General features: G+C 74.9%; 25 protein-coding genes. 13 read left to right on the forward strand and 12 right to left on the reverse strand.

The annotated features are described in order from the left end of the window. Nucleotides 1-102: 102 nt before the first annotated feature. The 3 genes from ACIBK9_RS39910 to ACIBK9_RS39920 all read right to left on the reverse strand — a co-directional run bounded on the left by ACIBK9_RS39910 (nt 103) and on the right by ACIBK9_RS39920 (nt 3,358). On the reverse strand, nt 103-1,230 hold the full coding sequence (locus ACIBK9_RS39910) for a M20 family metallopeptidase (RefSeq protein ID WP_397164015.1): 1,128 nt from the start codon (nt 1,228-1,230) through the stop codon (nt 103-105). Nucleotides 1,231-1,344: 114 nt separating this feature from the next. Further along, the gene (locus ACIBK9_RS39915) at nt 1,345-2,007 is read right to left on the reverse strand and encodes a TrkA family potassium uptake protein (protein WP_352326306.1); all 663 of its coding nucleotides are present in this window, start codon (nt 2,005-2,007) and stop codon (nt 1,345-1,347) included. Then, the gene (locus ACIBK9_RS39920) at nt 2,000-3,358 is read right to left on the reverse strand and encodes a TrkH family potassium uptake protein (protein ID WP_397164017.1); all 1,359 of its coding nucleotides are present in this window, start codon (nt 3,356-3,358) and stop codon (nt 2,000-2,002) included. The genes ACIBK9_RS39915 and ACIBK9_RS39920 overlap by 8 nt, the downstream gene beginning before the upstream one ends. Before the next feature lie 237 nt (nt 3,359-3,595). Between ACIBK9_RS39920 and ACIBK9_RS39925 the strand changes: the two genes are divergently transcribed. Next, nucleotides 3,596-5,191 (forward strand): PP2C family protein-serine/threonine phosphatase, encoded by a 1,596-nt coding sequence (locus ACIBK9_RS39925; protein ID WP_397164019.1) that lies wholly within the window; start codon nt 3,596-3,598, stop codon nt 5,189-5,191. After that, on the forward strand, nt 5,188-6,249 hold the full coding sequence (locus ACIBK9_RS39930; RefSeq protein WP_397164021.1) for a B12-binding domain-containing protein: 1,062 nt from the start codon (nt 5,188-5,190) through the stop codon (nt 6,247-6,249). Before ACIBK9_RS39925 ends, ACIBK9_RS39930 begins: the two co-directional genes overlap by 4 nt. Before the next feature lie 46 nt (nt 6,250-6,295). Here the strand turns inward: ACIBK9_RS39930 and ACIBK9_RS39935 are convergent, their stop codons facing one another. Continuing rightward, nucleotides 6,296-6,937, reverse strand: a complete 642-nt coding sequence (locus ACIBK9_RS39935; RefSeq protein WP_397164022.1) for a 4a-hydroxytetrahydrobiopterin dehydratase — start codon at nt 6,935-6,937, stop codon at nt 6,296-6,298. 196 nt (nt 6,938-7,133) lie between these two features. Between ACIBK9_RS39935 and ACIBK9_RS39940 the strand changes: the two genes are divergently transcribed. Then, the gene (locus tag ACIBK9_RS39940) at nt 7,134-7,433 is read left to right on the forward strand and encodes a hypothetical protein (protein ID WP_397164023.1); all 300 of its coding nucleotides are present in this window, start codon (nt 7,134-7,136) and stop codon (nt 7,431-7,433) included. Between the two features lie 24 nt (nt 7,434-7,457). Here ACIBK9_RS39940 and ACIBK9_RS39945 read toward each other — a convergent pair whose 3' ends face one another. Then, nucleotides 7,458-7,919: a VOC family protein gene (locus tag ACIBK9_RS39945; RefSeq protein WP_397164025.1), complete on the reverse strand. Its 462-nt coding sequence runs from the start codon at nt 7,917-7,919 to the stop codon at nt 7,458-7,460. A 50-nt stretch (nt 7,920-7,969) separates the two neighbouring features. After that, the gene (locus ACIBK9_RS39950) at nt 7,970-8,899 is read right to left on the reverse strand and encodes a LysR family transcriptional regulator (protein WP_397164027.1); all 930 of its coding nucleotides are present in this window, start codon (nt 8,897-8,899) and stop codon (nt 7,970-7,972) included. Nucleotides 8,900-8,971: 72 nt separating this feature from the next. Here ACIBK9_RS39950 and ACIBK9_RS39955 point away from each other — a divergent pair, with 72 nt between their 5' ends. The 4 genes from ACIBK9_RS39955 to ACIBK9_RS39970 all read left to right on the forward strand — a co-directional run bounded on the left by ACIBK9_RS39955 (nt 8,972) and on the right by ACIBK9_RS39970 (nt 12,712). Beyond that, a complete protein-coding gene (locus tag ACIBK9_RS39955; protein ID WP_397164028.1) occupies nt 8,972-9,919 on the forward strand; it encodes an NAD-dependent epimerase/dehydratase family protein in 948 nt (315 codons plus the stop codon). Between the two features lie 6 nt (nt 9,920-9,925). Then, a complete protein-coding gene (locus ACIBK9_RS39960; protein WP_397164030.1) occupies nt 9,926-10,798 on the forward strand; it encodes an aldo/keto reductase in 873 nt (290 codons plus the stop codon). A 60-nt stretch (nt 10,799-10,858) separates the two neighbouring features. Continuing rightward, nucleotides 10,859-11,902, forward strand: coding sequence for a response regulator transcription factor (locus ACIBK9_RS39965; RefSeq protein WP_397164032.1), 1,044 nt, complete (start codon nt 10,859-10,861; stop codon nt 11,900-11,902). An 87-nt stretch (nt 11,903-11,989) separates the two neighbouring features. Beyond that, nucleotides 11,990-12,712, forward strand: coding sequence for a hypothetical protein (locus tag ACIBK9_RS39970; protein WP_397164033.1), 723 nt, complete (start codon nt 11,990-11,992; stop codon nt 12,710-12,712). Between the two features lie 71 nt (nt 12,713-12,783). Here ACIBK9_RS39970 and ACIBK9_RS39975 read toward each other — a convergent pair whose 3' ends face one another. Together ACIBK9_RS39975 and ACIBK9_RS39980 are read right to left on the reverse strand one after the other, a co-directional pair. After that, complete coding sequence (locus ACIBK9_RS39975) at nt 12,784-14,133, reverse strand: S8 family peptidase (protein WP_397164035.1); 1,350 nt, start codon at nt 14,131-14,133, stop codon at nt 12,784-12,786. Nucleotides 14,134-14,224: 91 nt separating this feature from the next. Continuing rightward, complete coding sequence (locus ACIBK9_RS39980) at nt 14,225-15,193, reverse strand: EamA family transporter (protein ID WP_397164036.1); 969 nt, start codon at nt 15,191-15,193, stop codon at nt 14,225-14,227. Between the two features lie 210 nt (nt 15,194-15,403). Between ACIBK9_RS39980 and ACIBK9_RS39985 the strand changes: the two genes are divergently transcribed. Next, nucleotides 15,404-16,225 carry a lysostaphin resistance A-like protein gene (locus tag ACIBK9_RS39985; protein ID WP_397164038.1) on the forward strand — a complete coding sequence of 274 codons (822 nt, stop codon included), beginning with the start codon at nt 15,404-15,406 and terminating at the stop codon, nt 16,223-16,225. Further along, on the forward strand, nt 16,222-16,881 hold the full coding sequence (gene lexA / locus ACIBK9_RS39990; protein WP_397164039.1) for a transcriptional repressor LexA: 660 nt from the start codon (nt 16,222-16,224) through the stop codon (nt 16,879-16,881). The genes ACIBK9_RS39985 and lexA overlap by 4 nt, the downstream gene beginning before the upstream one ends. A gap of 9 nt (nt 16,882-16,890) precedes the next feature. Here lexA and ACIBK9_RS39995 read toward each other — a convergent pair whose 3' ends face one another. After that, complete coding sequence (locus ACIBK9_RS39995; RefSeq protein WP_397164041.1) at nt 16,891-17,505, reverse strand: peptide deformylase; 615 nt, start codon at nt 17,503-17,505, stop codon at nt 16,891-16,893. A gap of 164 nt (nt 17,506-17,669) precedes the next feature. On the opposite strand from ACIBK9_RS39995, the gene ACIBK9_RS40000 reads away from it, so the two are divergent. The 4 genes from ACIBK9_RS40000 to ACIBK9_RS40015 all read left to right on the forward strand — a co-directional run bounded on the left by ACIBK9_RS40000 (nt 17,670) and on the right by ACIBK9_RS40015 (nt 21,357). Then, nucleotides 17,670-18,584, forward strand: a complete 915-nt coding sequence (locus ACIBK9_RS40000) for a hypothetical protein (protein WP_397164042.1) — start codon at nt 17,670-17,672, stop codon at nt 18,582-18,584. 182 nt (nt 18,585-18,766) lie between these two features. Next, nucleotides 18,767-19,813, forward strand: a complete 1,047-nt coding sequence (locus ACIBK9_RS40005; protein ID WP_397164044.1) for a methyltransferase — start codon at nt 18,767-18,769, stop codon at nt 19,811-19,813. Nucleotides 19,814-19,881: 68 nt separating this feature from the next. After that, on the forward strand, nt 19,882-20,721 hold the full coding sequence (locus tag ACIBK9_RS40010; RefSeq protein ID WP_397164046.1) for a GNAT family N-acetyltransferase: 840 nt from the start codon (nt 19,882-19,884) through the stop codon (nt 20,719-20,721). A gap of 129 nt (nt 20,722-20,850) precedes the next feature. Then, complete coding sequence (locus ACIBK9_RS40015) at nt 20,851-21,357, forward strand: PepSY domain-containing protein (protein WP_397164048.1); 507 nt, start codon at nt 20,851-20,853, stop codon at nt 21,355-21,357. Between the two features lie 116 nt (nt 21,358-21,473). Here ACIBK9_RS40015 and ACIBK9_RS40020 read toward each other — a convergent pair whose 3' ends face one another. Genes ACIBK9_RS40020 through ACIBK9_RS40030 form a run of 3 tightly spaced genes read right to left on the reverse strand, consistent with a single transcriptional unit; the run spans nt 21,474 to nt 24,084 of the window. Continuing rightward, nucleotides 21,474-22,085 carry a class I SAM-dependent methyltransferase gene (locus ACIBK9_RS40020; RefSeq protein ID WP_397164050.1) on the reverse strand — a complete coding sequence of 204 codons (612 nt, stop codon included), beginning with the start codon at nt 22,083-22,085 and terminating at the stop codon, nt 21,474-21,476. After that, entirely contained in the window at nt 22,082-22,696 is a 615-nt protein-coding gene (locus ACIBK9_RS40025) for a TIGR04282 family arsenosugar biosynthesis glycosyltransferase (RefSeq protein ID WP_397164051.1), read from the reverse strand. Before ACIBK9_RS40025 ends, ACIBK9_RS40020 begins: the two co-directional genes overlap by 4 nt. A 41-nt stretch (nt 22,697-22,737) precedes the next feature. Then, nucleotides 22,738-24,084, reverse strand: a complete 1,347-nt coding sequence (locus tag ACIBK9_RS40030; RefSeq protein WP_397164052.1) for a glycosyltransferase 87 family protein — start codon at nt 24,082-24,084, stop codon at nt 22,738-22,740. Nucleotides 24,085-24,122: the final 38 nt, after the last annotated feature.

Raw genomic sequence — 24,122 nt, forward strand, 5'->3', positions numbered from 1 at the left:
TCGCAGCCGCCTTCGTCCCGTAGCTGGTCGGCGAGCACCGGGCGGCGGCGTCCGGTTCGTCCGCCCGGACAACAGCGTCCAGGGCCCCCTTGTGAGGGGCGGTCACCGCGCTGCGGCCAGCAGGTCGGCGACCAGGGCAGTCAGCAGCCGGGTGCGGCCCGGCAGCTCCGCGACCAGCACGTGCTCGTCGTCGGCGTGCGCGCCGCCGCCGACCGCGCCCAGGCCGTCCAGGGTGGGGGTGCCCGTCCCGGCGGTGAAGTTGCCGTCGGAGGCCCCGCCCACGGCGACCGACGCCAGCGGGCCGATCCCGAGGGCGCCGGCGAGCCGGCACGCCCGCTCGAACAGCTCCTTCGACGCCGACGCAGGGAGCGGCGGCCGGTTGGGCCCGCCGCCGACCGTGACGTCCGCGCCGGGCAGCACCGGCCGCAGCCCGCGCATGGCCGCGTCCACCCGGTCCTGCTCGCGGGCGTCCCTGACCCGTACGTCCACGTCGAAGCGGGCCCGCGCGGGCACCGTGTTGACCGTGGTGCCCGACTCCAGGCGGGTCGGGGTGACGGTCGTGCCCAGCGCGGGATCGGCCAGCGCCGCCACGGCCGCGACCTGGTGGGTCACCTCGACCGTCGCGTTCACGCCGCGTTCGGGCTCCAGCCCGGCGTGCGCGGCCCGGCCCCGCACCAGCACCTCGTACCGGGAGACGCCCTTGCGCTCGGTCTTGAGCGCCCCGCCGGGACCGGCGGCCTCCAGGACCAGCGCCGCCGCGCAGCCGCGCGCCTCGTCCTCGACCAGCCGCCGCGAGGTGGGGGACCCGGGCTCCTCGTCGCCGGTGACCAGGACGGTCACGCCGTCCAGGTCGTCCAGCGCCGTCAGCGCGTGGAAGGCCATCACCAGCCCGGCCTTCATGTCGAAGCAGCCCGGCCCGCGCAGCACCCCGTCGCGCACCTCGAACGGGTGCCGCTCCAGCGAGCCGACCGGCCACACCGTGTCGTGGTGGCCGAGCAGCAGCACCCGGGGCTCGCCGCCGAACCGCCACCGCAGGTGGGTGCACCCGTCGATGACGACGCGCTCGGCCTCGGCCCCCAGGCGGGCGGCGCCCAGCTCGGCCACGGCCGTGGCGCTGCGGGCGACCGCGGCCAGGTCGCCGGACGGCGACTCGCAGCGTACGAGCCGCTCGATGTCGGCGATCATCGTGGCCTCGCGGGCCCGGTCGGACGGGGTACGGCTTGGTGTCATGGTGGCTGCCTCCGGTCGGACGGACCGCCCATCATCGTCAACCACGATCCGGACGGGCCTGTCGCCCCGGCCAACATCGGCCCGCCCCGTTGGGCCCCGCCGACGACCGCCGAACTAGGTGAGGTCGGCGAAGCGTTCGACGTCCTCGGTGCGGCCGGAGACGATGATCACGTCGCCGTACCCCAGCTCGGTGTCGGAACCGGCGTAGGTGAACTCCTCCTCCGCGCTCTTGACCGCCACCACGGTGACGCCGTGCTTGCGGCGCAGGTTGGACCGGCCGAGCGGGACCCCGATGTACTCCTTGGGCGGCCGGGTCTTGGCCATCGCGAAGTTCTCGTCCACCTGCATGAAGTCCAGCATCCGGCCGGTCACCATGTGGGCCACCCGCTCGCCCATGTCGTGCTCGGGGAAGACGACGTGATGGGCGCCGATGCGCCCGAGGATCCGGCCGTGCTGGCGGCTGACGGCCTTGGCCCAGATGTCGTCGATCTCCAGCTCGATCAGCAGCGACGTGGTCAGGATGCTGGCCTCCAGATCGCCGCCGATGGCCACCACCGCCCGGTAGAAGTCGGGCACGCCGAGCTGCCGCAGCGTCTCCAGGTCGGTGGAGTCGGCGGTGGCGATGTGCGTGATCTGCCCGGCCAGGCTCTGGGCGACCTTCGGCCGGTTGTCGATGGCCAGGACCTCGGTGCCGCGCCGGGTGAGCTCCAGGGCGAGCGAGGTGCCGAACCGGCCCAGGCCGATGACCACGACGGGGTCTGTCTTCTTGTCAGCCAACGATGACACGTTCCTCGGGTAGTTCGTAGCGACGGGTGCGCTCCTTCAGGGCGAGCGCGGAACCCAGCGTGAGCGGGCCGATGCGCCCGATGAACATCAGCGCCGCCAGCAGCAGGTGCCCGGCGGGCGTGGCGTCGGCGGTGATGCCGGTGGACAGCCCGTTCGTGCCGAACGCCGAGACCACCTCGAACAGCACCTGGTCCAGGCTGTGGGGCGTGAGCGCGAGCAGCAGGTAGGTGGAGACGGCGACCAGCACGACGCCGATCATGGTGATCGAGATGACCTGGCGCTGCGCGGACTCGGCCAGGCGCCGGTGGCCGATGTTCACCCGGGGCTCCCCCCGCAGCTCGGCCCAGATGATGAACGCCAGCAGCCCGAACGTGGTGACCTTGATGCCGCCCGCCGTGCCGGCGCTGCCGCCGCCGATGAACATCAGCAGGTCGGTGGCGAGCAGGCTGCTCGGGTAGAGCTGGCCGATGTCGAGGCTGTTGAACCCGCCCGACCGCGGCATGACCCCGGTGAAGAACGCGGCCAGCAGCTTGCCGGAGTCGTCGAGCCCGCCGAGCGTCCTGGGGTTGCGCCACTCGGTCACCAGGAAGACCATCGTCCCCACCGCGAGCAGGACGAGCGTCACCCCGACGGTGACCCGGGTGAGCACCGACCACCGGCTGGGCCGGCGCCAGGCGCGGGCCAGCTCGAACACCACCGGGAAGCCCAGCCCGCCCACGATCACCGCGAACGCGATCGGCAGGCAGATCCACGCGTCGGTGACGAAGCGCATCAGATTGTCCGGCCACAGCGCGAACCCGGCGTTGTTGAACGCCGACACCGCGTGGAACCAGCCCAGGTACATCGCCCGGCCCAGCGGCTCGCCGTAACCGGTGACGAAGCGCGCGGTGAGCACGGCGCCGACGATCAGCTCGGAGACGAGGCTGAAGATGACCACGTTGCGCACCACGCGCCGGACGTCGGACATGCTCAGCGTCTTGGTCTCGGCCTGGGCGAACATGCGGGCGCGCAGCCCCAGCCGGCCCGCGACCAGGACGGTGAACAGCGTCGCCATCGTCATGATGCCCAGCCCGCCCACCTGGGCCAGCATGGCGATCACCACCTCCCCGGCCACCGACCAGTGGGTGGCGGTGTCCACCACGACCAGGCCGGTCACGCAGGCCGCGGACGTCGCGGTGAACAGCGCGGTCAGCCAGCCGGCCGACTCGCCCGTGGCCGTGGCCATGGGCGAGGTCAGCAGGGCCGTGCCGGTCAGGATGAGGGCCGCGAACCCGGTCGCGATGACCTGCGCCGGATGGTGGAACCGGGACAGGAAGGCGCCCGTCAGCCGCAGGTTTCTCATGGCGCGCCCCCGCCGTGCGCGGCCGGGCGGGGGACATGGTGTGAGGCGAGCACGATCAGACGGTAGACCACCCGGCCACCGCTCCGGCACACGCGTCCGCAGACGGGGGCCGGGAGCGTGCTCCGAAGGTAACGCGACTAAAAATGCGACAAAGACGATTCGGCGTCGGGAAAGCCGTGCAGGTCACGTCAGTAGAGTGAAAATCTCGTAGGTGTTCACGAACGGGGCGCGATCGGCATGCTGGGGGAGGACACGCCGTACCCGATGCTGGTCGTCGACGCCTCGGGCGCCGTCGAGCGGGCGAACGCCGCCGCCCGGTCGCTGCTGGGCGACGCGACGCGGATCGCGCCGGACTGGCTGGCCCGCGCCCACCACGACCTGTGCGCCCGCCTGGCCGCCTCGCCCGACGCCGGGAGCACGCCCGAGCCCGCGCGGGGGCCGGTCGGGGAGCGGGTGTTCGAGGCCCATCCCGTGCGCGCCGGGCGCGACCGCGTCACCTGGTGGCTGGTCGACGTCACCGCGCGGGAGCAGGCCATGGAGGTGCTGCGGGGCGAGCGGGACTCGGCCGCGTCCATGGTGGCGGCGGCCACCGAGCTGCTGTCCTCGCTCAACCTCGACCGCTGCCTGGAGGCGGTCGCCCGCCTGGCCGTGACGCACCTCGCCCACGCCGCCCGGGTCGTCGTGCCGCTGGGCCCGCGCCGCTACGAGGTCGCCTACCACGAGGCCGGCGGCGCGGCCGTGCGCCGGAACCTGGACATCGACCCGCGCTCCATGCCGGGGCTGGCCGAGGCGCTGCGGGCCTTCCCGCCGGTCCCCGCCCGCTGGGTGGATCCCGAGCGGGCGCCCGGCTGGGTGCTGGGCGAGGGACGGGACGACACGCGTTCCGTGGTGGTGATCTCGCTGCCCGGCTACGGCCTGCCCGCGGGAGCGCTGATCCTGCTGCGCTCCTCGGCCGGCTTCTCCGCGGCCGAGGAGGTGTTCGCCCGGCTGTTCGTGGCCCGCGCCGGCACCGCGATCTCCATCGCCCGCGTGTACGCCGAGCAGGGGGCCATCACCGAGACGCTGATGGCCGACCTGCTGCCGCCGATGACGCCGTACCTCGACGTCGCCGACGTGGCGGCCCGCTACCGGGCGGCGGGCCACGGCGCGCTGGTCGGCGGGGACTTCTACGACGTCCACCCGGTCGCCGGATCGGGCGGGGCGGCGCTGGTGGTGCTCGGCGACGTCTCCGGCAAGGGGCTGGAGGCCGCCGTGCTGACCGGCAAGATCCGCAACACGCTGCGCGCCCTGCTGCCGCTGGCCGACGACCACCAGCGCGTGCTGGAACGGCTCAACGAGGTGCTGCTCGCCGAGTCCAGCCCGCGTTACGTCACGCTGGTGCTGGCCGGGGTCGAGCGCCGCGGCCACCGGCTGGAGCTGCGGCTGACCAGCGCAGGCCATCCGCCGCCGATGATCGTCCGCAACGACGGCCGGGTGGAGGACGCCCGCACCCGCGGCACCCTGATCGGCCTGCTCGACCAGATCACCAGCGTCACCGAGACGGTGCTCCTGGCCCCCGGCGAGACGTGCCTGCTTTACAGCGACGGCGTCATCGAGGCCAGGGGCGGCCCGCTGGGCGACGAGATGTTCGGCGACGACCGGCTGCGCGAGGAGCTGCGGCAGTGCGCCGGCATGCCGGCCGCCGCGCTGGCCGAACGCGTCCAGATGCTCGCCTCCCAGTGGGCGGGCGAGCGGGAGCGCGACGACATCGCCATCGTCGCCATCGGCGCGCCGCGCGAGGCCCCCGACGCCCCCGACGCCCCCGACGGCCCGGACGGGGGTCTTCCGGCGTGAGCGCCCCCGGCCTGCGGGAGGAGATCGAGCGCTGCGTCGAGGCGCTGCGGACGGCGGCGACGTCCGGCGACGAGTACGCCGCGATCGACGCCGCGCGGGCCGGTCTCGACGCCGGTGTGCCCCTGGAGACCATGCTCCTGGACGTCGTCGCCGTCGCGCAGGCCCGCGTGGGCCTGGACTGGGCGGCCAACCGGCTCACCGTCGCCCAGGAGCACACGGCGACCGCCGTCCACGAGCGGGTGCTGGCCGTGCTGGCCCACGAGCCGGGCGCGCGCGGCCGGCGCGCCGGCCCGGCCAGGGGGCGGGTGAGCGTGGCGTGCGTGGACGGCGAGTGGCACACCTTCCCGGCCCGGCTGCTGGCCGAGGTGCTCCGGCTGCGCGGCTGGCAGGTGGACTACCTGGGCGCGCACGTACCGACCGCGCACCTGGTCGTGCACGTGCACAGGACCGCCCCGGCCGCGGTCGCGCTGTCCGGGTCGATCGCCACCCGGCTGCCCGCCGCGCACGCGGCCATCAGCGCCTGCCAGGCGGCGGGCGCGCCCGTGCTCGTCGGCGGCGCCGCCTTCGGGCCCGACGGCCGCTACGCCCGTCTGCTCGGGGCCGACGCCTGGGCGCCCGACGCGCGGGCCGCCGCCGACCTGCTCGACGCCGGGCCGCCGCCGCGCCGGGCCGCGACCGGGCTGAGCCCCGGACGGCCGCCGCACCTGGCCGGCCCCGAGTACACGGCGCTCACCGACCGGGCCCCCGAGCTGGTCAGGGGCGTCATGCGGGAGCTGGACGAGCACGTGCCCGTCACCGCGGGCGAGGAGCCCACCGGCCACACCGCCGAGGACGTCGCCTACGTCGTCGACTACCTCAAGGCCGCCGCCTACGTCGACGACCCCGGCCTGTTCACGTCCTTCGTCAGCTGGATGGCGCACGTGCTGACGGCGCGCGGCGTGCCGGCCCGGGTGCTGGCCGTCACGCTGGACGCCCTGGCCGCCCGCCTGGCCGGCCTGCCGCGCACCCGCGAACTGCTCGCCCAGGCACGCGCCGGGCTGCCCGACGGGCCACGCTGACCACGCGCCGGGCTGCCCGACGGGCCCCGGTGACCGCCGCCGCGGCTCAGTCGCGCCCCTGCCAGGTGCACAGGCAGGCGTGGTTGCCCTCGGGGTCGGCCAGCACCCAGAACCGCGACGCCCCGTCGGTGTGCACCAGCCGTCCGCCCGCCGCCAGCGCCGCGTCGATCCGGGGCTGGACCTGCGCGGGCTCCACCCACACGTCGAAGTGCCAGCGCTGGCGGGGCTCCTCGTCGCCGGACGGCTGGAACCACACGCCCGGCAGCGCGCCGGCCGGGTCCTGCAGCTCGCCCCGGTCGTCGGCGGGCACCGCCAGCACCGCCGCCCAGAACGGCCGGACCGTGTCCCGCGCGGGGGTGTCGAGGCCGAGTTCGAGCACGGAGACGGACGCCGGGTCGAGGCGCACCCCGGCGTCGGCGGCGAGCGTCGTGACCGCGCGCGCCAGCCGCAGGTCGCGCTCGGTGACGCCGCCCGCGTCGTGACTGGACAGCCGGACGTCGACATGGGTGTAGCGCAGGTCGAGGTCGGGATGGTGGTCCATCTCCTCGGCCACCGCCCCGATGGCGTCGACGAGTGCGAGCCCGGCCGCGAACGTGCCGGTGTGGAGTCGGGTGTGCAGGCTGCCGAGCAGGTACGCCCACCCCGCCGGCCCCTCCTGTGCGATCTGAGCTCCGGTCAGCTTGGCCATGCGGCCATTCTCGCAGCACTCACCTTCTGCCTTCCCCGCGCGCGGCTGAGGTGAGCGCAACCAGATCCGTCAGGCGACAGACAGCCTGCGCATGCTCGGCTACCGTCCGCAGTATGGCGTACGACGACGAGCAGGAAGAGCGTCCGGTGAAGCAGTCCGGGGTGTCGTGCAAGTCCTGCAGCGGGACCGGCCGTAAGTGACGGACCCGATCACCTGCCCCGAATGCCAGGGCCGCCGCGGCGTGCAGCTCGGCGAGCTGTTCCTTTCCTGCACGTTCTGCGGCGGCCTCGGCCAGGTGGGCGGCGACCACGAGCCCGCCGAGCGCGGCGCGGAACCGCCCCCGGACGGGCCGCCGCCGGCCTGGCAGCACAACGTGTGGTCCGACCCGTGGATCGCCGAGACGCTGAAGTGCCGCTTCTGCCTCGGCTCGAAGAAGGTGACCCACATCGAAGCGGGCACGCTGGTCATCGTGCCATGCAGGTGCGCCGGCGACTGATTCGTCAGCTGGGCGTCCTGGACGTCAGTCGAGGCAGAACTCGTTGCCCTCGGGGTCGGTCATCACGATGTGGCCGGCGGCGAACGGGGGCCCGGGCTCGTGTCGCCGCACCCGCGTCGCGCCCAGCCCGACCAGCCGCTCGCACTCGGCCTCCAGCGCCGCCATGCGCTCCTCGCCGCGCAGCCCGGGAGCCGCCCGGACGTCGAGGTGCACGCGGTTCTTGGCGGCCTTGCCCTCCGGCACCCGCTGGAAGAACACCCGGGGGCCCCGGCCGTCGGGGTCCTCGATGGCCGACCGCGTGTCGCGCTCCTCCTCGGGGACGCCGATCCTGGCCAGGAAGTCGTCCCAGGCGGCCAGCGGGTCGGCGCCCCGCGGCAGCTCGACCCCGGGCGGGCCGGGGTGGACGTAGCCCAGCGCGTCACGCCAGAACGTCGACAGCGCCTTCGGGTCGTGGGCGTCGAAGGTGATCTGGACATGGCGGCTCATATGAATCACTCCGTTCGGTGCGGGAAAAGGTTCCCGGGGACACTGTGACATCACCGGCGGACAGGATCGGTCCGCTGCCGTCCCAGTGCCGCGGCCTCCTCGCGCAGCCACTCGACCAGCGTCGGCACCAGCGGGTGGTCGCGCCGCAGGGCGGTGGCGATCCCGAGGTAGCGGGCCGGGCGGGGTGGGTTCAGCGGCACGACGGCCAGGCCGGGCGTGTCGCGCGCCAGGCAGATGGACGGCACCAGGCTGACGCCCAGCCCGGCCGCCGTGAGCGCCTGCGCCAGGTGGTAGTCGGTGGTGGAGCCGCTGACCCGCAGCTCGAACCCGGCCGCGGCGGCGTACCCGCGCAGGAACGCCTCGGTCTTGGAGCAGCCGATCACCCACGGCTGCTCGGCCAGCTCGGTCAGGTCCAGCGACGCCCGGCCGGCCAGCGGATGGGCGGCCGGCAGCGCCACCGACAGCGGGTCCTCGGCCAGCGGCGTCCAGGCCAGCCCCGTGCGGTCGCCGGGCAGCACCGGCAGCGGCCCGTCGAAGTGGTAGGCGATCGCCAGGTCGGCCTCGCCGCGCCGGACCAGCGGCAGGCTGTCCTCCGGCTCCCGCTCGACCACGTTCGTCGCGACCTCGGGATGGGCGGCGACGAACCGCGCCAGCACGCCGGGCAGCAGCGCGCGGCCGCCGCTGGTGAAGGTGGCCACGGTCAGCCGCCTGCGCCCCGAGGCCAGCTCGTCGATCCGCTCCCGGGCGTGCCGCAGCTCGGCCGCGATCGTCTCGGCCGTCTCCACCAGCAGCCGGCCCGGCTCGGTGAGGGCCACGCCGCGGGTGCTGCGGGTGACGACCGGGGTGCCGAGCTGCCGTTCCAGCGCGGCGATCTGCTGCGAGACGGCGGACGGCGTGAGCAGCATCGCGGCCGCCGCCCGGTTGAAGCTGCCGTGCGCGGCCACCTCCCGCAGCACCCTGAGCCGGTGGGCGTCGATCAACAGTTCTCCTTAACACGAGGCCAGCAAGTCACCACTACCACTGCTGACGCCGTCCGGGCCAGTCTTGGCCGCATGCGACACATCTGCGTCATCGGCGGCAACCGCTACTTCGGCCGCCGCCTGATCCGCCTGCTGCTGGCCGGCGGGGACCGCGTGACCGTGGTCAACCGGGGCTCGGCCGCGCCGCCGCCCGGGGCCGAGCACGTCGTCGCCGACCGGGCGGACGCGGCGGCGCTCGCCCGCGCCCTGGACGGCCGGGCCTTCGACGCCGTCGTGGACCAGGTCTGCTACACGCCCTCGCACGCCGACGTCGCCCGCCGGGTCTTCGCCGGCCGCACCGCCCGCTACGTGATGACCTCCACCATGGAGGTCTACGACCCGGCCACCTCGCCGTCCCTGCTGCCCCCGGCCGCGGCCCCGGTCCGCGAGGAGACGGTCGAGGCCGCGTCCTGGCCGGTGGACCGCGGCCTGCCGTGGGGATCGCCGGACGCCCTGTCCCGGCTGCTCGGCGAGGCGGCCGCGTACGCGGAGGGCAAACGCCAGGCCGAGGCCGTGTTCGCCCGGGACCCGGCCTTCCCGTTCCTCGCCGTGCGCAGCGCCCACGTGCTCGGCGGCGGGGACGCCGACTTCACCGGACGGCTGCGCCACTACGTGGACCGCGTACGCGCCGGGCTGCCGGTCGCCGTGCACCGCGACCCGGCCCCCACCTCGTTCGTCCACCACGCGGAGATCGCCGCGTTCCTGCACTGGACGGCGACGGGCACCGATGCCACCGGCGCGCTCAACGCCGCCTCGCGCGACACGCTGACCGTCACCGGCCTGTGCGCGGCCGTCGCCGCCGCGACCGGCTCGCCGGCGCCCGTCCACCGCGTGGTGACCGGCGGCGAGCCCGCCTCGCCGTTCTCCTTCGACCGCTCCTACGCCATCGACGCCGGCCGGGCCGCCGCGCTCGGCTTCACGTTCACCGACGTCGCGGCCTGGCTGCCGCGAGCCGTCGCCGACCTCCTCCCGGAAGGCTGACCGACCATGATCACCCGCCGCGTCGGAACCGCCGAGGTCGGCGCCGTCGGCCTGGGCGCCATGCCGCTGTCCATCGAGGGCCGTCCGGACCGCGTCCGCGCGATCGCCACCGTGCACGCCGCCCTCGACGCCGGCCTCACCCTGATCGACACGGCCGACTCCTACCACTGGCACGCCGGCGAGCGCGGCCACAACGAGGAGCTCGTCGCCGAGGCCCTGGCCACCTGGTCCGGCGACGCCTCCGGCGTGCTGGTCGCCACGAAGGGCGGGCGCGGCCGTCCCGGCGACGGCTCCTGGACGGTCGACGGCCGTCCCGACCGCCTCAGGGCCGCCTGCGAGGGCTCCCTGCGCCGCCTGCGCGTCGAGGCGATCGGCCTCTACCAGCTGCACAAGCCCGACCCGGACGTCCCGTGGGCGGAGTCGGTGGGCGCGCTGCGCGACCTGCTCGACGCGGGCCTCATCCGCGGGGCCGGCGTCTCCAACGTGACCTGCGAGCAGATCCACGAGGCCAGGGCCGTCCTCGGCGACTCCCTGGTCTCCGTGCAGAACCGCTACAGCCCTCAACACCGCGACAGCCTGCCGGAGCTGCGGCTGTGCGACCGCCTCGGCATCGCCTTCCTGCCGTGGAGCCCCCTCGGCGGCATCGCCCGCAGCGCCCTGGACGGCCCCGGCGCCGCCCCGCCCCGCACCCCCTTCCACGAGGTGGCCGAGGAACGCGGCCGCACCCCGCAGCAGGTCTGCCTGGCCTGGCACCTGGCCCACTCCGAGCACGTCGTCCCCATTCCGGGCGCCACCCGGCCGGAGTCGGTGCGGGCGTCGGCGGAGGCGACGGTCCTGAAGCTGACCGAGGACGAGCTGCGGCGGCTGAATGTGACTTGACGTAGCCGAATGACTACCCTGTGCTTGCCGGGCGGGGCCGCGGCGTGCTGACCTGGCCGCGTGAGCTCATGCCAGGACCGGGTGGTCCACGAGGTGCGCACCCTGATGGACCGGGGCGTCGCGGCCGAGCACGTCGGCGCCGCCGTGTCCGCCGCCATCGCCCCGCTGCTGCCGCACGACGCGCTGAGGCTGGTCGGCACCAGCCCGGCGACCGGGCTCGGGCAGGGCTCGTTCAGCTTCTGGCACCGCTACGAACGCGAGCTGGCCGTCTCCCTGCTCGCCCACCGCCGCGCCCACGGCGACCCGTGCCGGCCCGCGTCGCTGGCCCGGCTGCGGGTGCCGGTCGCGGTGGCCGGCGCCGAGGAGGGAGCGCGGCGGGCGTTCGCGGCCTGCGGCGCCTCCTGCGAGCTGCGGCTGCTGCTGCGTGACGGGCGCGGCGGCGTGTGGGGCCTGCTCGGGCTGGTCCGCGCCTGCGACGCCGTGCCGTTCACCGAGGACGACCGGCGCAGGGCGACGCTGCTCGCCCCGGCCCTGATGACCGCGCTGCGCAGGTACGTCACCGCCGCCCCGCTCGCCCCCACCGCGCCCGCCCTGCCCGCCGGGGTGATCGTCGTCGGCCCCGACCGCGGCGTCCGCGCCGTGACGCCGCAGGCCCACGCGTGGCTCGACCGGCTGCGCCGCCCCGACCGGCACGGCGCGCACGCCTGGCTGGCCGACACGCTCGTCACCGCCCTGGCCGCCGACGCCGCCGAGCACGCGCGCGGCACCGACGCCGGCCGGCCGATCATCTGCGCCCCGGCGGCCCGGTACGGCCGCTGGCTCGCCGTCGAGGGTCAGGCCCTGGACGAGGACGGCACGGGCGAGGTGGCCGTGGTGATCCAGGCGGCGACCGGCGGCCTGCTGCTGCCCTCGTTCTGCGACTGGTACGCCCTCACCCCGCGCGAACGCGGCGTCCTCGACCTGCTGTGCGCCGGAGCCGCGCCGAAGCAGATCGCCCGGCTGCTCGACCTGTCCGGGCACACCGTGCACGACCACCTCAAAGCGATCTTCCGCAAGACCGGCGCGAGCGGCCGGGACGAGCTCATGGCCGCCTTCACCGCCTGACCGCCATCCCCAACATTGGGGGGCTGCCCGCGCCGCCGCCCCGCCCGACCATGAGGGAGTACGCAGCACTACCAAGGGGAGGCACCCGTGACCCAGATCTCAACCCCCGCCCGCCGCCAGGTCGAGCGCTTCCTGGACTTCTCCGACCACGTCGGGGGCCTGGAGGAGGCCGACGTGCTGGCCCTCCTGCGCGACCACGACATCACCACGCTGGAGCAGCTCGTCGCGAAGGCGGTCAGGGCGCCGCGCTCGGCCAAGCCCGTGCCGGCGGACCCCGCCAGGGCGCTGGCCCGGGCCGGGGCCGCGACGGCGCTCGCCGCCGCGCCCATCACCCACCCCGCGCCCGCCATGGCGGTGGTCGTGGACGGCGTCGAGCACGACCCGGCGGACCTGACCCGGTTCGACGGCCGCCCGCTGACCTACCTCTACCACCCCGAGCGCCTGACGGCGGTCACCGACGACACCGCGGTCAACGGCGCGCTGTGGGCCGCGGCGCTGCTGCGCGACCCGCGTCCGGCCACGCGGGGCGAGGTGCAGATGTTCGAGCACGTCGAGTACGCCGGCGACTGGTTCTGGTGCCCGGCCCGCCAGGCCTACAACGACCTGACCGACGTCCACCACGGCCCGCTGCACCTGCACGACTGGAACGACGTCATCAGCTCCATGGGCGGGACGAACTGCACGGTCCGCTACTACGAGCACATCAACTTCGGCGGCAGCTCGCTGATCGTGCCGCCCTTCTCCGACATCCCGAACCTCGTCCCCAGCGGGTGGAACGACCGGATCTCCTCGGTCTGGAACCACGGCTGACCCTTCGTCCACCGGCCCTCCCCGGCGGACGGCGGCGCCGCGTACCCACGGGTGCGCGGCGCCGTCGCGGTTCAGGCGGCCCGGGTGCGGTGCGAGCGGAGCGCGGCCAGGACGCCTGCGGGGTTGACGATGCCGTACCCGTAGTCGTGGTCGAAGCCGACCGTGCTGCGGTCCTCGGCGGTGCGGTTGAGCAGCGTGCGAAGCTGCGCGGGCGACAACTTGGTGGACGGGTGGCGGGTGCGCAGGGCGGCGATGACGCCGGCCACCACGGGGCAGGAGGTCGAGGTGCCGGTGTCGGGCGTGCCGGGGCCGCTGGCCTCGGAGCCGGCGTAGTGGGTGTAGGCGGCCAGGTCGGGCTTGTGGTCGCCCAGCCGGGCCGGCCCCTGCGAGGAGTAGCCGACGCGCTCCCCGTGGGTGTCGACCCCGGCCACCGTGACCACCTTCGGATGGCCGTTGCCGCCCACGATGTCGGTGAACCCGCAGCTCGCCGCCGGGCAGTCGCGCCCGCAGTTGCCCGCCGCGAACACGATGTCGGCCCCGGCGTGCTCCAGGCTGGAGATCATGACGTTGAACGGGTGCATCGGGTTGTCGGAGTAGTTGCCGGGGTGGCCGGGCGGGAAGTCCTGCTCCGGGTTGTACAGGCCCCAGCTGTTGCTGACGACCAGCGAGCGGGACTCGGCCGGCATGGCCTCCAGGAGCCCGCGCAGGTGGGTGTAGGCGGCCACGGCGTCGGACAGCATGCCCTCGACCGTGCCCTTCCTGCTCTGCAGGACGGCGATGTCGAGCAGCGTCGAGCGCGGGGCGGCGAGCTGGGTGTTGAAGGCGCACAGGCTGCCGTGCTCCACCGGGTAGCGCCCCGGCGTGGGCGTGACGCCGGGCGGTGCCCAGCTGTGCCCGGCGTCGAGGGTGACCTGGCGGCCGAGCTTGGTGCTCACGTGGTCGGCGTTGACGCCGCCGTCCACCACCGCCAGGTTGACGCCGTGGCCGTCGTAGCCGGCCGCGCGCAGGTCGGAGGCGTGCAGCAGCCGTTCGACGTCGTGCCAGTCGCCGACCGGGCCGGTGTCGGCGCAGGTCAGGTTCGGATGGATGGACGGATCGGCGAACACGCCGACGACCTCGCGTACGGACGACGACAACAACGCCAACCTGGACGGCACGTCGTCGTCGGAGAGCTCGCCGCGCACGAGCACGCTGGCGTGCTCGGCCGACAGGGAGAAGCCCAGCGGCCGGTTGAGCGACGACAGCAGGCCGCCCGAGGGCGGGGCGGGCAGCGCGCGCGGCAGGGCCACCGGGACGAACGCCCGGTCCAGGACGATTCCCGGCAGCTCTCCTGCCACGTCGGCGACCGTGGCGGTAACGCCGGGGTCGAGGACGGCTTCGACGGTTTCACGGGCGGGGCGGAGCTGGATCAGGACACGCAAAGCTCCACCTCCTTCCTCGGGACGGGGATGGGACAGTCGTTGCTTCCCCTTGTAAATACCCGCTGTGGTGAATTAACTACTTACAGTAGTGTCAGCACTTCATTGCTCCCGAGGTCACCTCTTTGTCGCCGTCCAGCCCCGTCGCTCGGGATGGTCGTGTGCGGCGGGTCGCGGTCTGGGCGAGGAGCGCGCCGGACAGCACGATCACGCCGCCCGCGATCTGCGGCCCGCCCAGGCCCTCGCCGAGCACCCCCCAGGCCGCCAGCGCGCCGCCGATGACCTCCAGCGACGCCACCGTGGCGCCCACGGCGGCCGACAACCGCCGCACCGCGTTCACCCCGAGGATGTAGGCCACCACGCTGGCGACCACCACCATCCACGCGAAGGCCATCGGCACGGGCAGCGTCAGGGCGCCGGGCGCGGGAGTGGCGGACGCCGTGAACGCCTCCCACCGCAGCGCCCACGGACGGGCGAACGGGACCAGCGCCACGGCCGCGCCCGCCATGCCCCAGGCGACCAGCCCGAGCGGGTCGACGTCGTCCCCGAAGCTGTCGTTCATCAGGAAGTATCCGGCGGAGCAGGCCGCGGCCAGCAGGCCGAGGGCCAGGCCCAGCGCGTCCAGCCGCAGGTCGTGCCAGACCTCGGCGACGATCCCGAGGCCGGCCAGGGCGACGAGCGCCCCGGCGTAGGCCGCCCGGGGCAGCCGGACCTTCCGGACCAGCCGCACCCAGGCAGCCACCATGACCGGGGCCATGTAGACCAGCAGCAGGGCGACCCCCACGGGCAGACGGGTGACCGCCGCGAAGTACAGCGACTGCACCCCGGCCACCGCCACGACCGCGTACAGCGCGAAGAACGGCCACCTGGCCCGCGGGATGCGCAACGCCGCGGGCCGGACCACGGCCAGCACGCCCAGCAGCAGGAGCCCGGCCGCCGCCATGCGCGCCCACACGGCCTCGATCGGCGTCAGCCCGGCCGCGACGAGGTACTTGGCCATCGGCCCCGAGAACGCGAAACACGACGAGGACCCGAACGCGAGCGCGAGCCCCGCATACCTCATACCGCACCACCAGCGCCGTTGCCGTTGTCAGGAAAGCCACGACCCTGACACGCGCCCCGGCGCGGGCGCAACGCGATTACCGGCCCTCAGCCGGTGGTCGTAGTCCCCGGGTGGCAGAGGCGGGGCGGCGATTCGGATCTTCGGCCGATGGGCGGCGGGAGCAGGCTCCTGAACACTTGGCGGGGCCCGCCCCCGGAGGAAGGTCCGCCCGTGTTCCGACAGCTCGACGACCGCGTCACGTCGATCGTCTACATCGTCCTCGTGCTCGCCGTCTCGGCGGGCACCGCGCGCGTCGCGGAGGGGCTCGTCCTGGCCCTGTCGCCGCTGCTCACCGTGCTGGTGCTGCTGTTCGTCGTCACCCGGGAGGGGTTCTCCAGGGACGGGCTGCGCCGCCTCGGCCTGGGCCGGGCCGGGCTGCGCGCCTGGCCGGCCGCCGTCGCCGCCACCGCCGGGGTGTGCCTGCTGGCCACGGCGGGCGCGGTCGTCCTGGGGTTCGGACGGTTCACCGCGCCGCGGGGCGACTGGGCGCAGTCGGTGGCGGCCGTGCTCGTCACCGGGCCGATCCTGGCCTTCGCCGAGGAGATCGGCTGGCGGGGCTACCTGCAGCCCCGGCTCGCCTGGCTGGGGGAGCGCACGTCCATGCTCGTCGCCGGGGTGGTGTGGATCGCCTGGCATCTGCCGTACATCCTGTTCACGCCGTACTACCACGTCGAGGGGGCGCGGGCCGTCGTGCTGCCGCTGTTCGGCGGGTCGGTGATCGCGTTCTCGTTCCTCTTCGGGTACCTGCGGGTCATGTCCGGCAGCGTGTGGCCGGCCGTGCTGGCCCACTTCGCGCACAACGCGACGTTCGCCCTGCTGCTGGAGCACGCCGTCGTCACCGACCGGCCCGTGGTGGTGGCCGAGTACCTGGCCGGCGACACCGGGCTGTTCGTCCTGGCGGGCACGGCGGCCTGCGCCCTCGCGGCCGGGATCGCCCGTTCCGCCGGCGGCCGCCACCGCTCCGGCCGGCCGGCCTCTAGCATTCCTCTGTGACCACCTACGACGACCATGACACGTTCGAGCACCTGAACGTCTCGGCCCTGCCGCAACGACAGCAGCGGATCCTGGCCACGATCCGCGACTGGGTGGTCAGACACGGATACCCGCCGAGCACCCGCGAGCTGGCCCAGGCGGTCGGGCTGCGCTCGCCCTCGTCGGTCTCGAAACACCTGAGGAGCCTGGAGGAGCAGGGCTTCCTCAGCCGCGGCGCGACGATGACCCGCCCGATCGACGTGCGCCTGTTCCTGCGGCCGCCGTCGGCCGAGCCGCCCGCCGAGCTGGTGAGCGTCCCCGTGGTCGGCGACATCGCCGCGGGCGCGCCCATCCTCGCCGACGAGCACCTCGACGACACCCTGACCCTGCCCCGCGACCTCACCGGCCGCGGCACCGTGTTCGGCCTGCGGGTGCGCGGCGACTCGATGGTCGAGGCGGCCATCTGCGACGGCGACATCGTGGTGGTGCGGCAGCAGCCCGAGGCGCATTCGGGGCAGATCGTCGCCGCCATGATCGACGGCGAGGCCACCGTGAAGGTCTACCGGCGGCGCGACGGCCACGTCCTGCTCGAACCGCGCAACCCCCGCTACGACGTCATCGACGGCGACCGGGCCGTGGTGCTGGGGATCGTGGTCTCGGTGATCCGCAGCGTGTGACCGGCGGCGTCAGGGGCGGGGGGCCAGGAGCCGTTCGTGGTTGGCGGTGGTCGACAACGAGCGGAGGTCGGCGCGGTCCAGGTAGATCGCGCCGTTCAGGTGGTCGGTCTCGTGCTGCGCGATGCGGGCCGGCCAGCCGGACAGCTCCTTCTCGTACGGGCGGCCGTCCCCGTCGAGGGCCGACAGCCGTACCCGCGCGTGCCTGGGCACGACGGCGGTCAGCCCCTCCACGCTGAGACACCCCTCGTAGAACGCCCGGAAGCCGGGGCCGAGGGGCGTCACGACGGGGTTGACCAGCTCCAGGGGCGGCTGCGGAACGCGTTCGCGCTCGGCGGCCAGATCGGGCGGCAGTTCGGCCGGGTCCTCGATGACCGCCAGCGCCAGCGGGATGCCGACCTGCGGCGCGGCCAGGCCCACGCCCACGCCCGGCAGGTGCCGGAACATCGCGTCGAGCAGCTCGCGCAGGAGGGCGTCGGAGAGCTGGCCGTCGTACGGCTCGGCGGTCCGGCGCAGCACCGGGTCGCCGATCTGGGTGACCGACCAGGGCCTGGGGGAGGCGAGCAGGGCGTGCACCCGCTCGGTCAGCTCCTCGGCGCTCGGGCCGGTGCCGTTCAGGGGGCTCATGGGGGTCCTTCCGCTCGACGTCGCTCGCTCAGCAGACGGTAGAGCATGCGCGGTGACCCGGTTTCGGCGGGTAAAGAGGGCTAGAAACATTCATAGAGTAGTTGATCCACTGCAATGGGTAATGATCGCTGCGGATGATCACGTAACGTCGCAGGGAGACACCCATGTGCAAGAGAACGATCGCCGTCCTCGGCCTGGCCGCAACGGGGCTGCTGACGGCGGCGGGCCCGGCGGCGGCCGAGGACGGCAGCAGGGCCGCCGCTCCGTGCGTCGCCGCCCGGCTGGAGGTCACCGGCGGGCCCTCGGTCGCGGGGGGCGCGCTGCTCGACACCTCGGCCGTGCGGACGTTCCTGCAGGGGCTCGTCCGCCCGGCGGACCGGCCCGGGGCGCTCCCGCGGTCGGCGGACGCGTCGTTCGCCGAGGCCGCCGAGTTCCCCGGCGTGCTCGACGCCTTCCTGCTCGACGTCGAGCGGGAGAACGGGCTGAGCAGGCCGGACGGCGGCACGGAGGAGGCCCGGCCGGCCGCGGCGGACGGCGACACCCTGGCCCGGCGGATCCTGGAACCGCTCGTCGCCGCCGCCCTGGACTGCGCCCCGGCCACCACCTCCCCGGCCGCCGACACGCCGGACACTGACACGTCGGCCACCGGCGCGTCGGACATTGATACGTCGGCCACCGGCGCGTCGGACATCGGGGCGTCGGGCACCGGCTGGGCGGAGACCGGGCTGCCGGACGCCGGCTCGTCGGCCGAGGCGGAGCCGGCGTCCCTGCTGGACGCCGCGGGAGCCACGGCGGTGCTCGAAGCGCTGGTCAACCGGCCCGAGACGTGCGTCACCGACGGCACCGCGACCATCCGCGCCGACGACGACGGCATGTCGGTCACGAGCTCGTCGTCCCGGGTGTCGCTGCTCGACGCGCTCGGCGTCAGAAGGACGCTGGACGTCCTGACCGGCCGGCCCTCGGCGGCCTGCCCCGCTGCCGACGTGCCCCTGTCGGCGGCGACCACCGAGCAGGACCGGCCGAGGTCGCTCCTGAGCGGCCTCGGTCTCGGGGCCCTGTTCTCCAGGCTCCTGGGCTGACGCACCCCCGGAGGCCGCCCCGCGCCGGGTTTGCGCGCGGGACCGGTTGGGGTTTCCGCATGGGACCGGCTGGAGGTTCGCGCGGGACCTGCTGGGCCTTTCGCGCGGGACCGGACGGGGTCGGGATCGCGTGGTAGGTTGCGGGCGAGCCTTGATCCTTCGGAGAGAAGGGGGTTGCGGCCGTGACAGGCACCGGCGACGAGACCGTCCACCCGACGGCGTGGCAGGCGGCGTGGGAGGTGCTGGCCCCCGTCACGGACATGGTCACCCCGATGGCCGTGCGCGTCGCGGCCACCCTGCGCCTGACCGATCTGATGGGCGCCGACGAGCTGCCCGTCGAGGAGCTGGCCCGCCGTTCGGGCGCCGACGCCGACGCCCTGGGCCGGCTGCTGCGCCACCTCTCCTGCCACGGCGTCTACGCCGAACGGGAGCCCGGCGTGTTCGCGGTCAACGAGCCCGCCGCGCTGCTGGCCGCCGGCCACCCCTCCATGATGCGCGACCGGCTCGACCTCGACGGCTTCGGCGGGCAGATGGACGTCGCGTTCACCGGCCTGCTGCACACCGTCCGCACCGGGCGGCCCGCGTGGGAGAGCGTCCACGGCGCCCCGATCTGGCACCATCTCGCCGCCCATCAGCAGGTCGGCGAGTCGTTCGACGCCCTGATGGCCGCCGGCGCCGACGACCTCACCGACGCGGCCGAGGGGTACGACTGGTCCGGCGTACGGCACGTGGTCGACGTCGGCGGCGGCACCGGCGCGCTGATCGCCGAGATGCTGAGCGCCCACCCGGGGCTGCGGGCCACGCTCGTCGACCTGCCGGACACGCTGGAGCGGGGCCGGCGGTACCTGACCGGGCTCGGGCTGGACGGGCGGTGCGCGTTCGCCGGCCAGAGCTTCTTCGAGCCGCTGCCCCCGGGCGGCGACGTCTACGTGCTCAGGCGCGTGATCCACGACTGGGACGACGCCGACGCCGAGCGCGTCCTGCGGCGCTGCGCCGACGCGGCCGGGTCGCACGGACGGGTCGTCGTGATCGAGTCCCGGGGCGGCGCCGGCGACGACCCGGCCATGTTCGCCGAGATGGACCTGCGCATGCTCGTGATCAGCGGCGGCCGCGAGCGCACCGTCGCCGACTACACCACGCTGGCCGACGCGGCCGGGCTCGACGTGGCCGGGGTGCGTCACACGCCGCTCGGCAACGTCGTCCTCGACTGCGTCCCCCGAAGCGGCTGACCGGCTCTCGTCCGGCGCGGCCCCGCGTGGGTGACATACTTGATCATCCGCACGCGAAGGAGGCCACGGTGACCATCGAATGGGCCGCGCTGTCCGCCACGGACCTGCCGGCGATCGCCGAGCTGGCCGGCAGGTGCGCGGCGCGCGACGGCGGGCTCCCGGCCACCGCGTCGCCCTCCTTCCTGGAACGCCGGTACGTCACGGGCACCGCGGTGGGCGCGTTCACGGAGGGGCGGCTGGTGGCCTGCGGGGCCGTGCGGCCGGTGGGCGAGACGTCGGCGGCGGCCGGCCTGGTCGACCCCGACCATCGCGGACGGGGGCTGGGGTCCGGCCTGCTCGACCGGCTGGCCGCCGAGCCCGGGAAGGTGCGGCTGGAGACAGAGTCGCTGACCCCGCAGGCGCACGAGCTCTTCCTGGCGCGCGGCTTCCGCCAGGCGTTCGCCGAGGACGTCTTCCGGCGCGACCTGACCCGGCCGCTGCCGGACGTCCCGATGCTGGCGCGGGTGACGGTCGAGGAGTGGTCCCCACTCACCGAAGGGGCCTTCCACCAGGCGTACTCCGCGTCCTTCGCGGACCGTCCGGGCTTTCCCGGGTGGACGCGGGAGCAGTGGGTGAACTGGCTGGTCGATGACGAGTTCCTGCCGGGGTGCTCGCTGGTGGCGTTCGAGGGCGACGTCGCCGTCGGCTTCGTGACGTGCGCGGAGGAGTTCCTGATCCAGGTCGGGGCCGTGCCCGGGTGGCGGCGGCGCGGGCTGGCGCGGGCGCTCGCCGTCGCGGCGCTCGGCCGGATGCGCGAGGGCGGCGCCGGCCAGGTCTTCCTGGACGTCAACGTCAACAACCCGGCCTCGGCCGGGCTCTTCGGCGGTCTCGGGTTCGAGAAGATCGCCCGCCGCGCCCGTTACGAGTAGGTCCGCCGGGGGTGCGGGGGCCGTTCGGCGTCTTAACCGGACGTTAGGGTTCCCGCAGTTCGTCGCTATCGTCCCGGCGGCCACTCTGGGAGGCGTCAGGACGACGACCGAACGACGGAGTGATTCCGCATGCGCAAGCCTATGATCATCGCTGGACTGGCCACGGCCGGCGTGCTCGCCGCCGGCGTCGGCACCGCCTTCGCCACCGCCTCCACCCCCACCTCTGCCGCCACGTCCGCGCCGGCTCCGGCGGTCTCCCGGGAGCAGGCCGAGAAGACGGCGCTGGAGAAGGTGCCGGGCGGCAAGGTCACCTCGGCCGAGCTGGAGAACGAGGACGCCGGCCAGGTCTGGGAGATCGACATCGACGCCGCCGACGGCACCGAGCGCGAGATCACCGTGGACGCCGCCAAGGGCGCCGTCCTCGCCGACGAGACCGACGACGAGACCGACGACCACGCTGACGACCAGGCCGACGACCGCTCGGACGACAGCACGGACGCCCAGAAGACCGACCAGAACAACGACCAGACCGCCAAGAGCGACGACGACGCCGACGACCACGGCCAGGCCGACGGCGACGCCGACGGCGACGACCACGGCAAGACCGGCGGCGACGCCGACGGCGACGACGACTGAGCGACGCCGTCCGGCCGTCCCGACCGGACGCTGATCCAGGCGCGTCCTGGGCGGCCGCGGCTCGGCCGGACGCCAGTGCCGGCCGGGCCGCGGGCGGTGGGCGGTGGGGCTGGAGGTCAGTGCAGGTGGGCCAGCCAGCGGCCGTGCGTCGGCCGGCAGTGGGCGGCCGTGAACCCGGCGTTCGCGGCCAGGCGCGCGATGTCGGCCGCCGAGACGGTCGCCCAGCCGAACCAGTCCCCGGCGCGCACGCCCACGCGCAGCCGTACCCGGTCGACCCGGCTGCGCGTCCACGGCGGCGCGAGCTCGGCCAGGACGGTGCCGCCCGGCCGTACGAGCTGCCGGACCCGCCGTAGCAGCGCCGCGGGGTCGCCGCCGATGCCGATGTTGCCGTCGGCGAGCAACGCCGTCGCCCACTGGCCGGTGCCGGGGACGTCGTCGAAGACGTCCCGCAGGAGGGCGAACCCGCCCGCCCGGCGGGTCAGGGCGACGGCGTGCGGCGTGACGTCGATGCCGAGCGAGGCGACGCCGCGCCGGGTCAGCGCCGCCGTGAGCCGGCCGGGGCCGGAGCCGATGTCCAGCGTGGGGCTGCGGCAGCGGCTCAGGATCTCCTCGTCGCCGTCGATCGGCGTGAACCAGCGCGCGGCCGCCAGGTCGGCGCGGGTGCCGTCCAGGTACTCGATCTCGGCGCGCTCACCCGCGAGCGCGGCCGCATAGATCTCCCCGATCACCGGTGCAGCGTTCTGAGGGTGGTGGCGAAGCAGGAGGTGGGGGACTGGCGGGCCACCTCGGTCGCGGCGGTGGCGGTGTCGACGTCGATCAGCTCGGGCAGGTGGTGGACGGCCAGCCCGGCGCGGACCAGCCGGTCGAGCTGGACCTTGCCGGTCTCCGGGTGCGACATGGGCACCCCGAGCAGCAGCGCCGGGTCCGGCCGCCGGAGCCCCAGCAGCCAGAAGCCGCCGTCGGCCGCCGGGCCGTACGCCGCGTCGTGGTCGGCCAGCGCCTCCCCGGCCTCGCGCAGCAGCTCGGGCGTGACCTGTGGGGTGTCCATGCCGATGAGCACGACGGGCCCGGGCCGCAGCCGGTGGGCGTCGGCGAAGGCCGCCGCGAGGCGCTCGTCCAGGCCGGCGCCGCGTTGCGGGATCACCACGAAACCGGGGGGCAGCCAGCGGCCCGGCAGGCCGTCCAGAGCGAGGACCCGCTGGGCGGCCGGGGTCGCGGCGACGGCGCGCAGGCTGTCGCGGAGCGCGGCCTCGGCCAGCGCGGCGGCCTCGGCCGGACTGTACGGGGGCGTCAGCCGGGTCTTGACGCGCCCGGCCACGGGCTCCTTGGCGATGAGCACGATCTGCGGCAGGTGCTCGAACGTGGGACGACTCAGCTTCCTCAGTCCTTCCGTGCCGATGACAGCAGGTGATCGCCGCGGGACCGCCGTACGGCCCAGCCGGCCAGCACGACGAGGGCGGCCACGGCGTACGCGGGGGTGCCGGGGGTGCCCGGGGCCGCCGGGCCGGCGGTGTAGGCGACCGCGCCGGCCAGGGCGACGCCCAGCCACTCCCACCGTCCGTCCAGCGCGGCCAGGGCGACGACGAGCAGCGCGTACCAGGAGTAGCCGGGGGTGAACAGCAGCAGGAGGGAGCCGCTGACCAGCAGCGCGCCGCGCCAGGGCCGGTCGGCGTCGCCGTACCGCAGGACGGCCAGGACGACCAGGACGAGCAGCGCGACCGCGGCCCAGGGCGCCCACCCGTCCGGCACGAACAGCCGCAGGACGGCATATCGGTTCCCGCCGCCGGGCCCGTCGTAGCGCTCCTCCTTGAGGTAACCCGGCAGGTAGCCCGCCACCGAGGCGCCCGAGACCAGCACGTACGGCAGGTAGGACAGCGCGATCACGAGCCCGGCGGGCCCGACGACGCCGAGCACCCGCCGCCAGGCCACACCTCCACCCGGGCCCCCGGACAGCACCCCGGACAGCACCCCGGACAGCGCGCCGGGCAGCGCGGTCACGGGCAGCAGCTTGGCCGCCACGGCCGCGCCGAGCAGCGCGCCGCGCCCCCGCACGGCGGTGAAGGCCAGCACCACCAGCAGCACGCCCAGCATGTCCACGTGCGCGTTGTTCACCGCCTCCACCGGCACGGCCGGGCACCACGCCCAGTACGCCGCCCGCCGGGCCCCCGCCGCCCGGCACAGGATGGCCAGCACGGCCACCGCCGCCGCGAAGCCGCCGAGCTGGAGCGCCTTGTGCCGCACCCCGTCCGGCGACAACCAGTGGACCAGCAGGAAGTAGCCCTGCGCGACCGGCGGATAGATCGTCGGCTCGGTGGGGCGGTTGATCCGGGTGCAGCCGCCGCCGGGCAGGGGCCACAGGGACGGAGCGTCGCAGGCGGCCGGGAAGAGCCAGTCGTCGCGCAGCCGGACGAGCGCCGGGTCGGCCGGCGGGTGGTCGTAGGGCGAGACGCCGGCGGCCTGCACGCGGCCGTCCCAGGCGTACCGGAAGGAGTCGGTGCTGCTGCTCGGCGGGGCGGCCAGGCCGGTCGCGGCGAGCGTGATCCCGCCGGCCAGGACCAGGACGGCCGCCCGCCGCTCCGGCAGCCGGGCGGCCTGCCACAGCGCGGCCGCGCACAGCGCCCAGGCCGCCAGGTACCAGCCCAGGTGGGGCGGGCCCGTCACCAGCCGCAGCACCACGGCCGCCAGGGCGGCGAGCGTCCCGGCGGCCGCCGTCGTGTTCCGGTTCACGGCGGCAGCCTCGCATCCGGAGGCCGGTCCGGGGCCGC

It is taken from the genome of Nonomuraea sp. NPDC050227 (assembly GCF_044459705.1).
Lineage (GTDB): Bacteria > Actinomycetota > Actinomycetes > Streptosporangiales > Streptosporangiaceae > Nonomuraea.

Coding starts and splice junctions, on each gene's coding strand:
- ACIBK9_RS39910 (WP_397164015.1), bottom strand. CDS start 1,230: ATGACACCAAGCCGTACCCCGTCCGACCGGGCCCGCGAGGCCACGATG.
- ACIBK9_RS39920 (WP_397164017.1), bottom strand. CDS start 3,358: ATGAGAAACCTGCGGCTGACGGGCGCCTTCCTGTCCCGGTTCCACCAT.
- ACIBK9_RS39925 (WP_397164019.1), top strand. CDS start 3,596: ATGCTGGGGGAGGACACGCCGTACCCGATGCTGGTCGTCGACGCCTCG.
- ACIBK9_RS39935 (WP_397164022.1), bottom strand. CDS start 6,937: ATGGCCAAGCTGACCGGAGCTCAGATCGCACAGGAGGGGCCGGCGGGG.
- ACIBK9_RS39945 (WP_397164025.1), bottom strand. CDS start 7,919: ATGAGCCGCCATGTCCAGATCACCTTCGACGCCCACGACCCGAAGGCG.
- ACIBK9_RS39955 (WP_397164028.1), top strand. CDS start 8,972: ATGCGACACATCTGCGTCATCGGCGGCAACCGCTACTTCGGCCGCCGC.
- ACIBK9_RS39960 (WP_397164030.1), top strand. CDS start 9,926: ATGATCACCCGCCGCGTCGGAACCGCCGAGGTCGGCGCCGTCGGCCTG.
- ACIBK9_RS39980 (WP_397164036.1), bottom strand. CDS start 15,193: ATGAGGTATGCGGGGCTCGCGCTCGCGTTCGGGTCCTCGTCGTGTTTC.
- ACIBK9_RS39995 (WP_397164041.1), bottom strand. CDS start 17,505: ATGAGCCCCCTGAACGGCACCGGCCCGAGCGCCGAGGAGCTGACCGAG.
- ACIBK9_RS40000 (WP_397164042.1), top strand. CDS start 17,670: ATGTGCAAGAGAACGATCGCCGTCCTCGGCCTGGCCGCAACGGGGCTG.
- ACIBK9_RS40015 (WP_397164048.1), top strand. CDS start 20,851: ATGCGCAAGCCTATGATCATCGCTGGACTGGCCACGGCCGGCGTGCTC.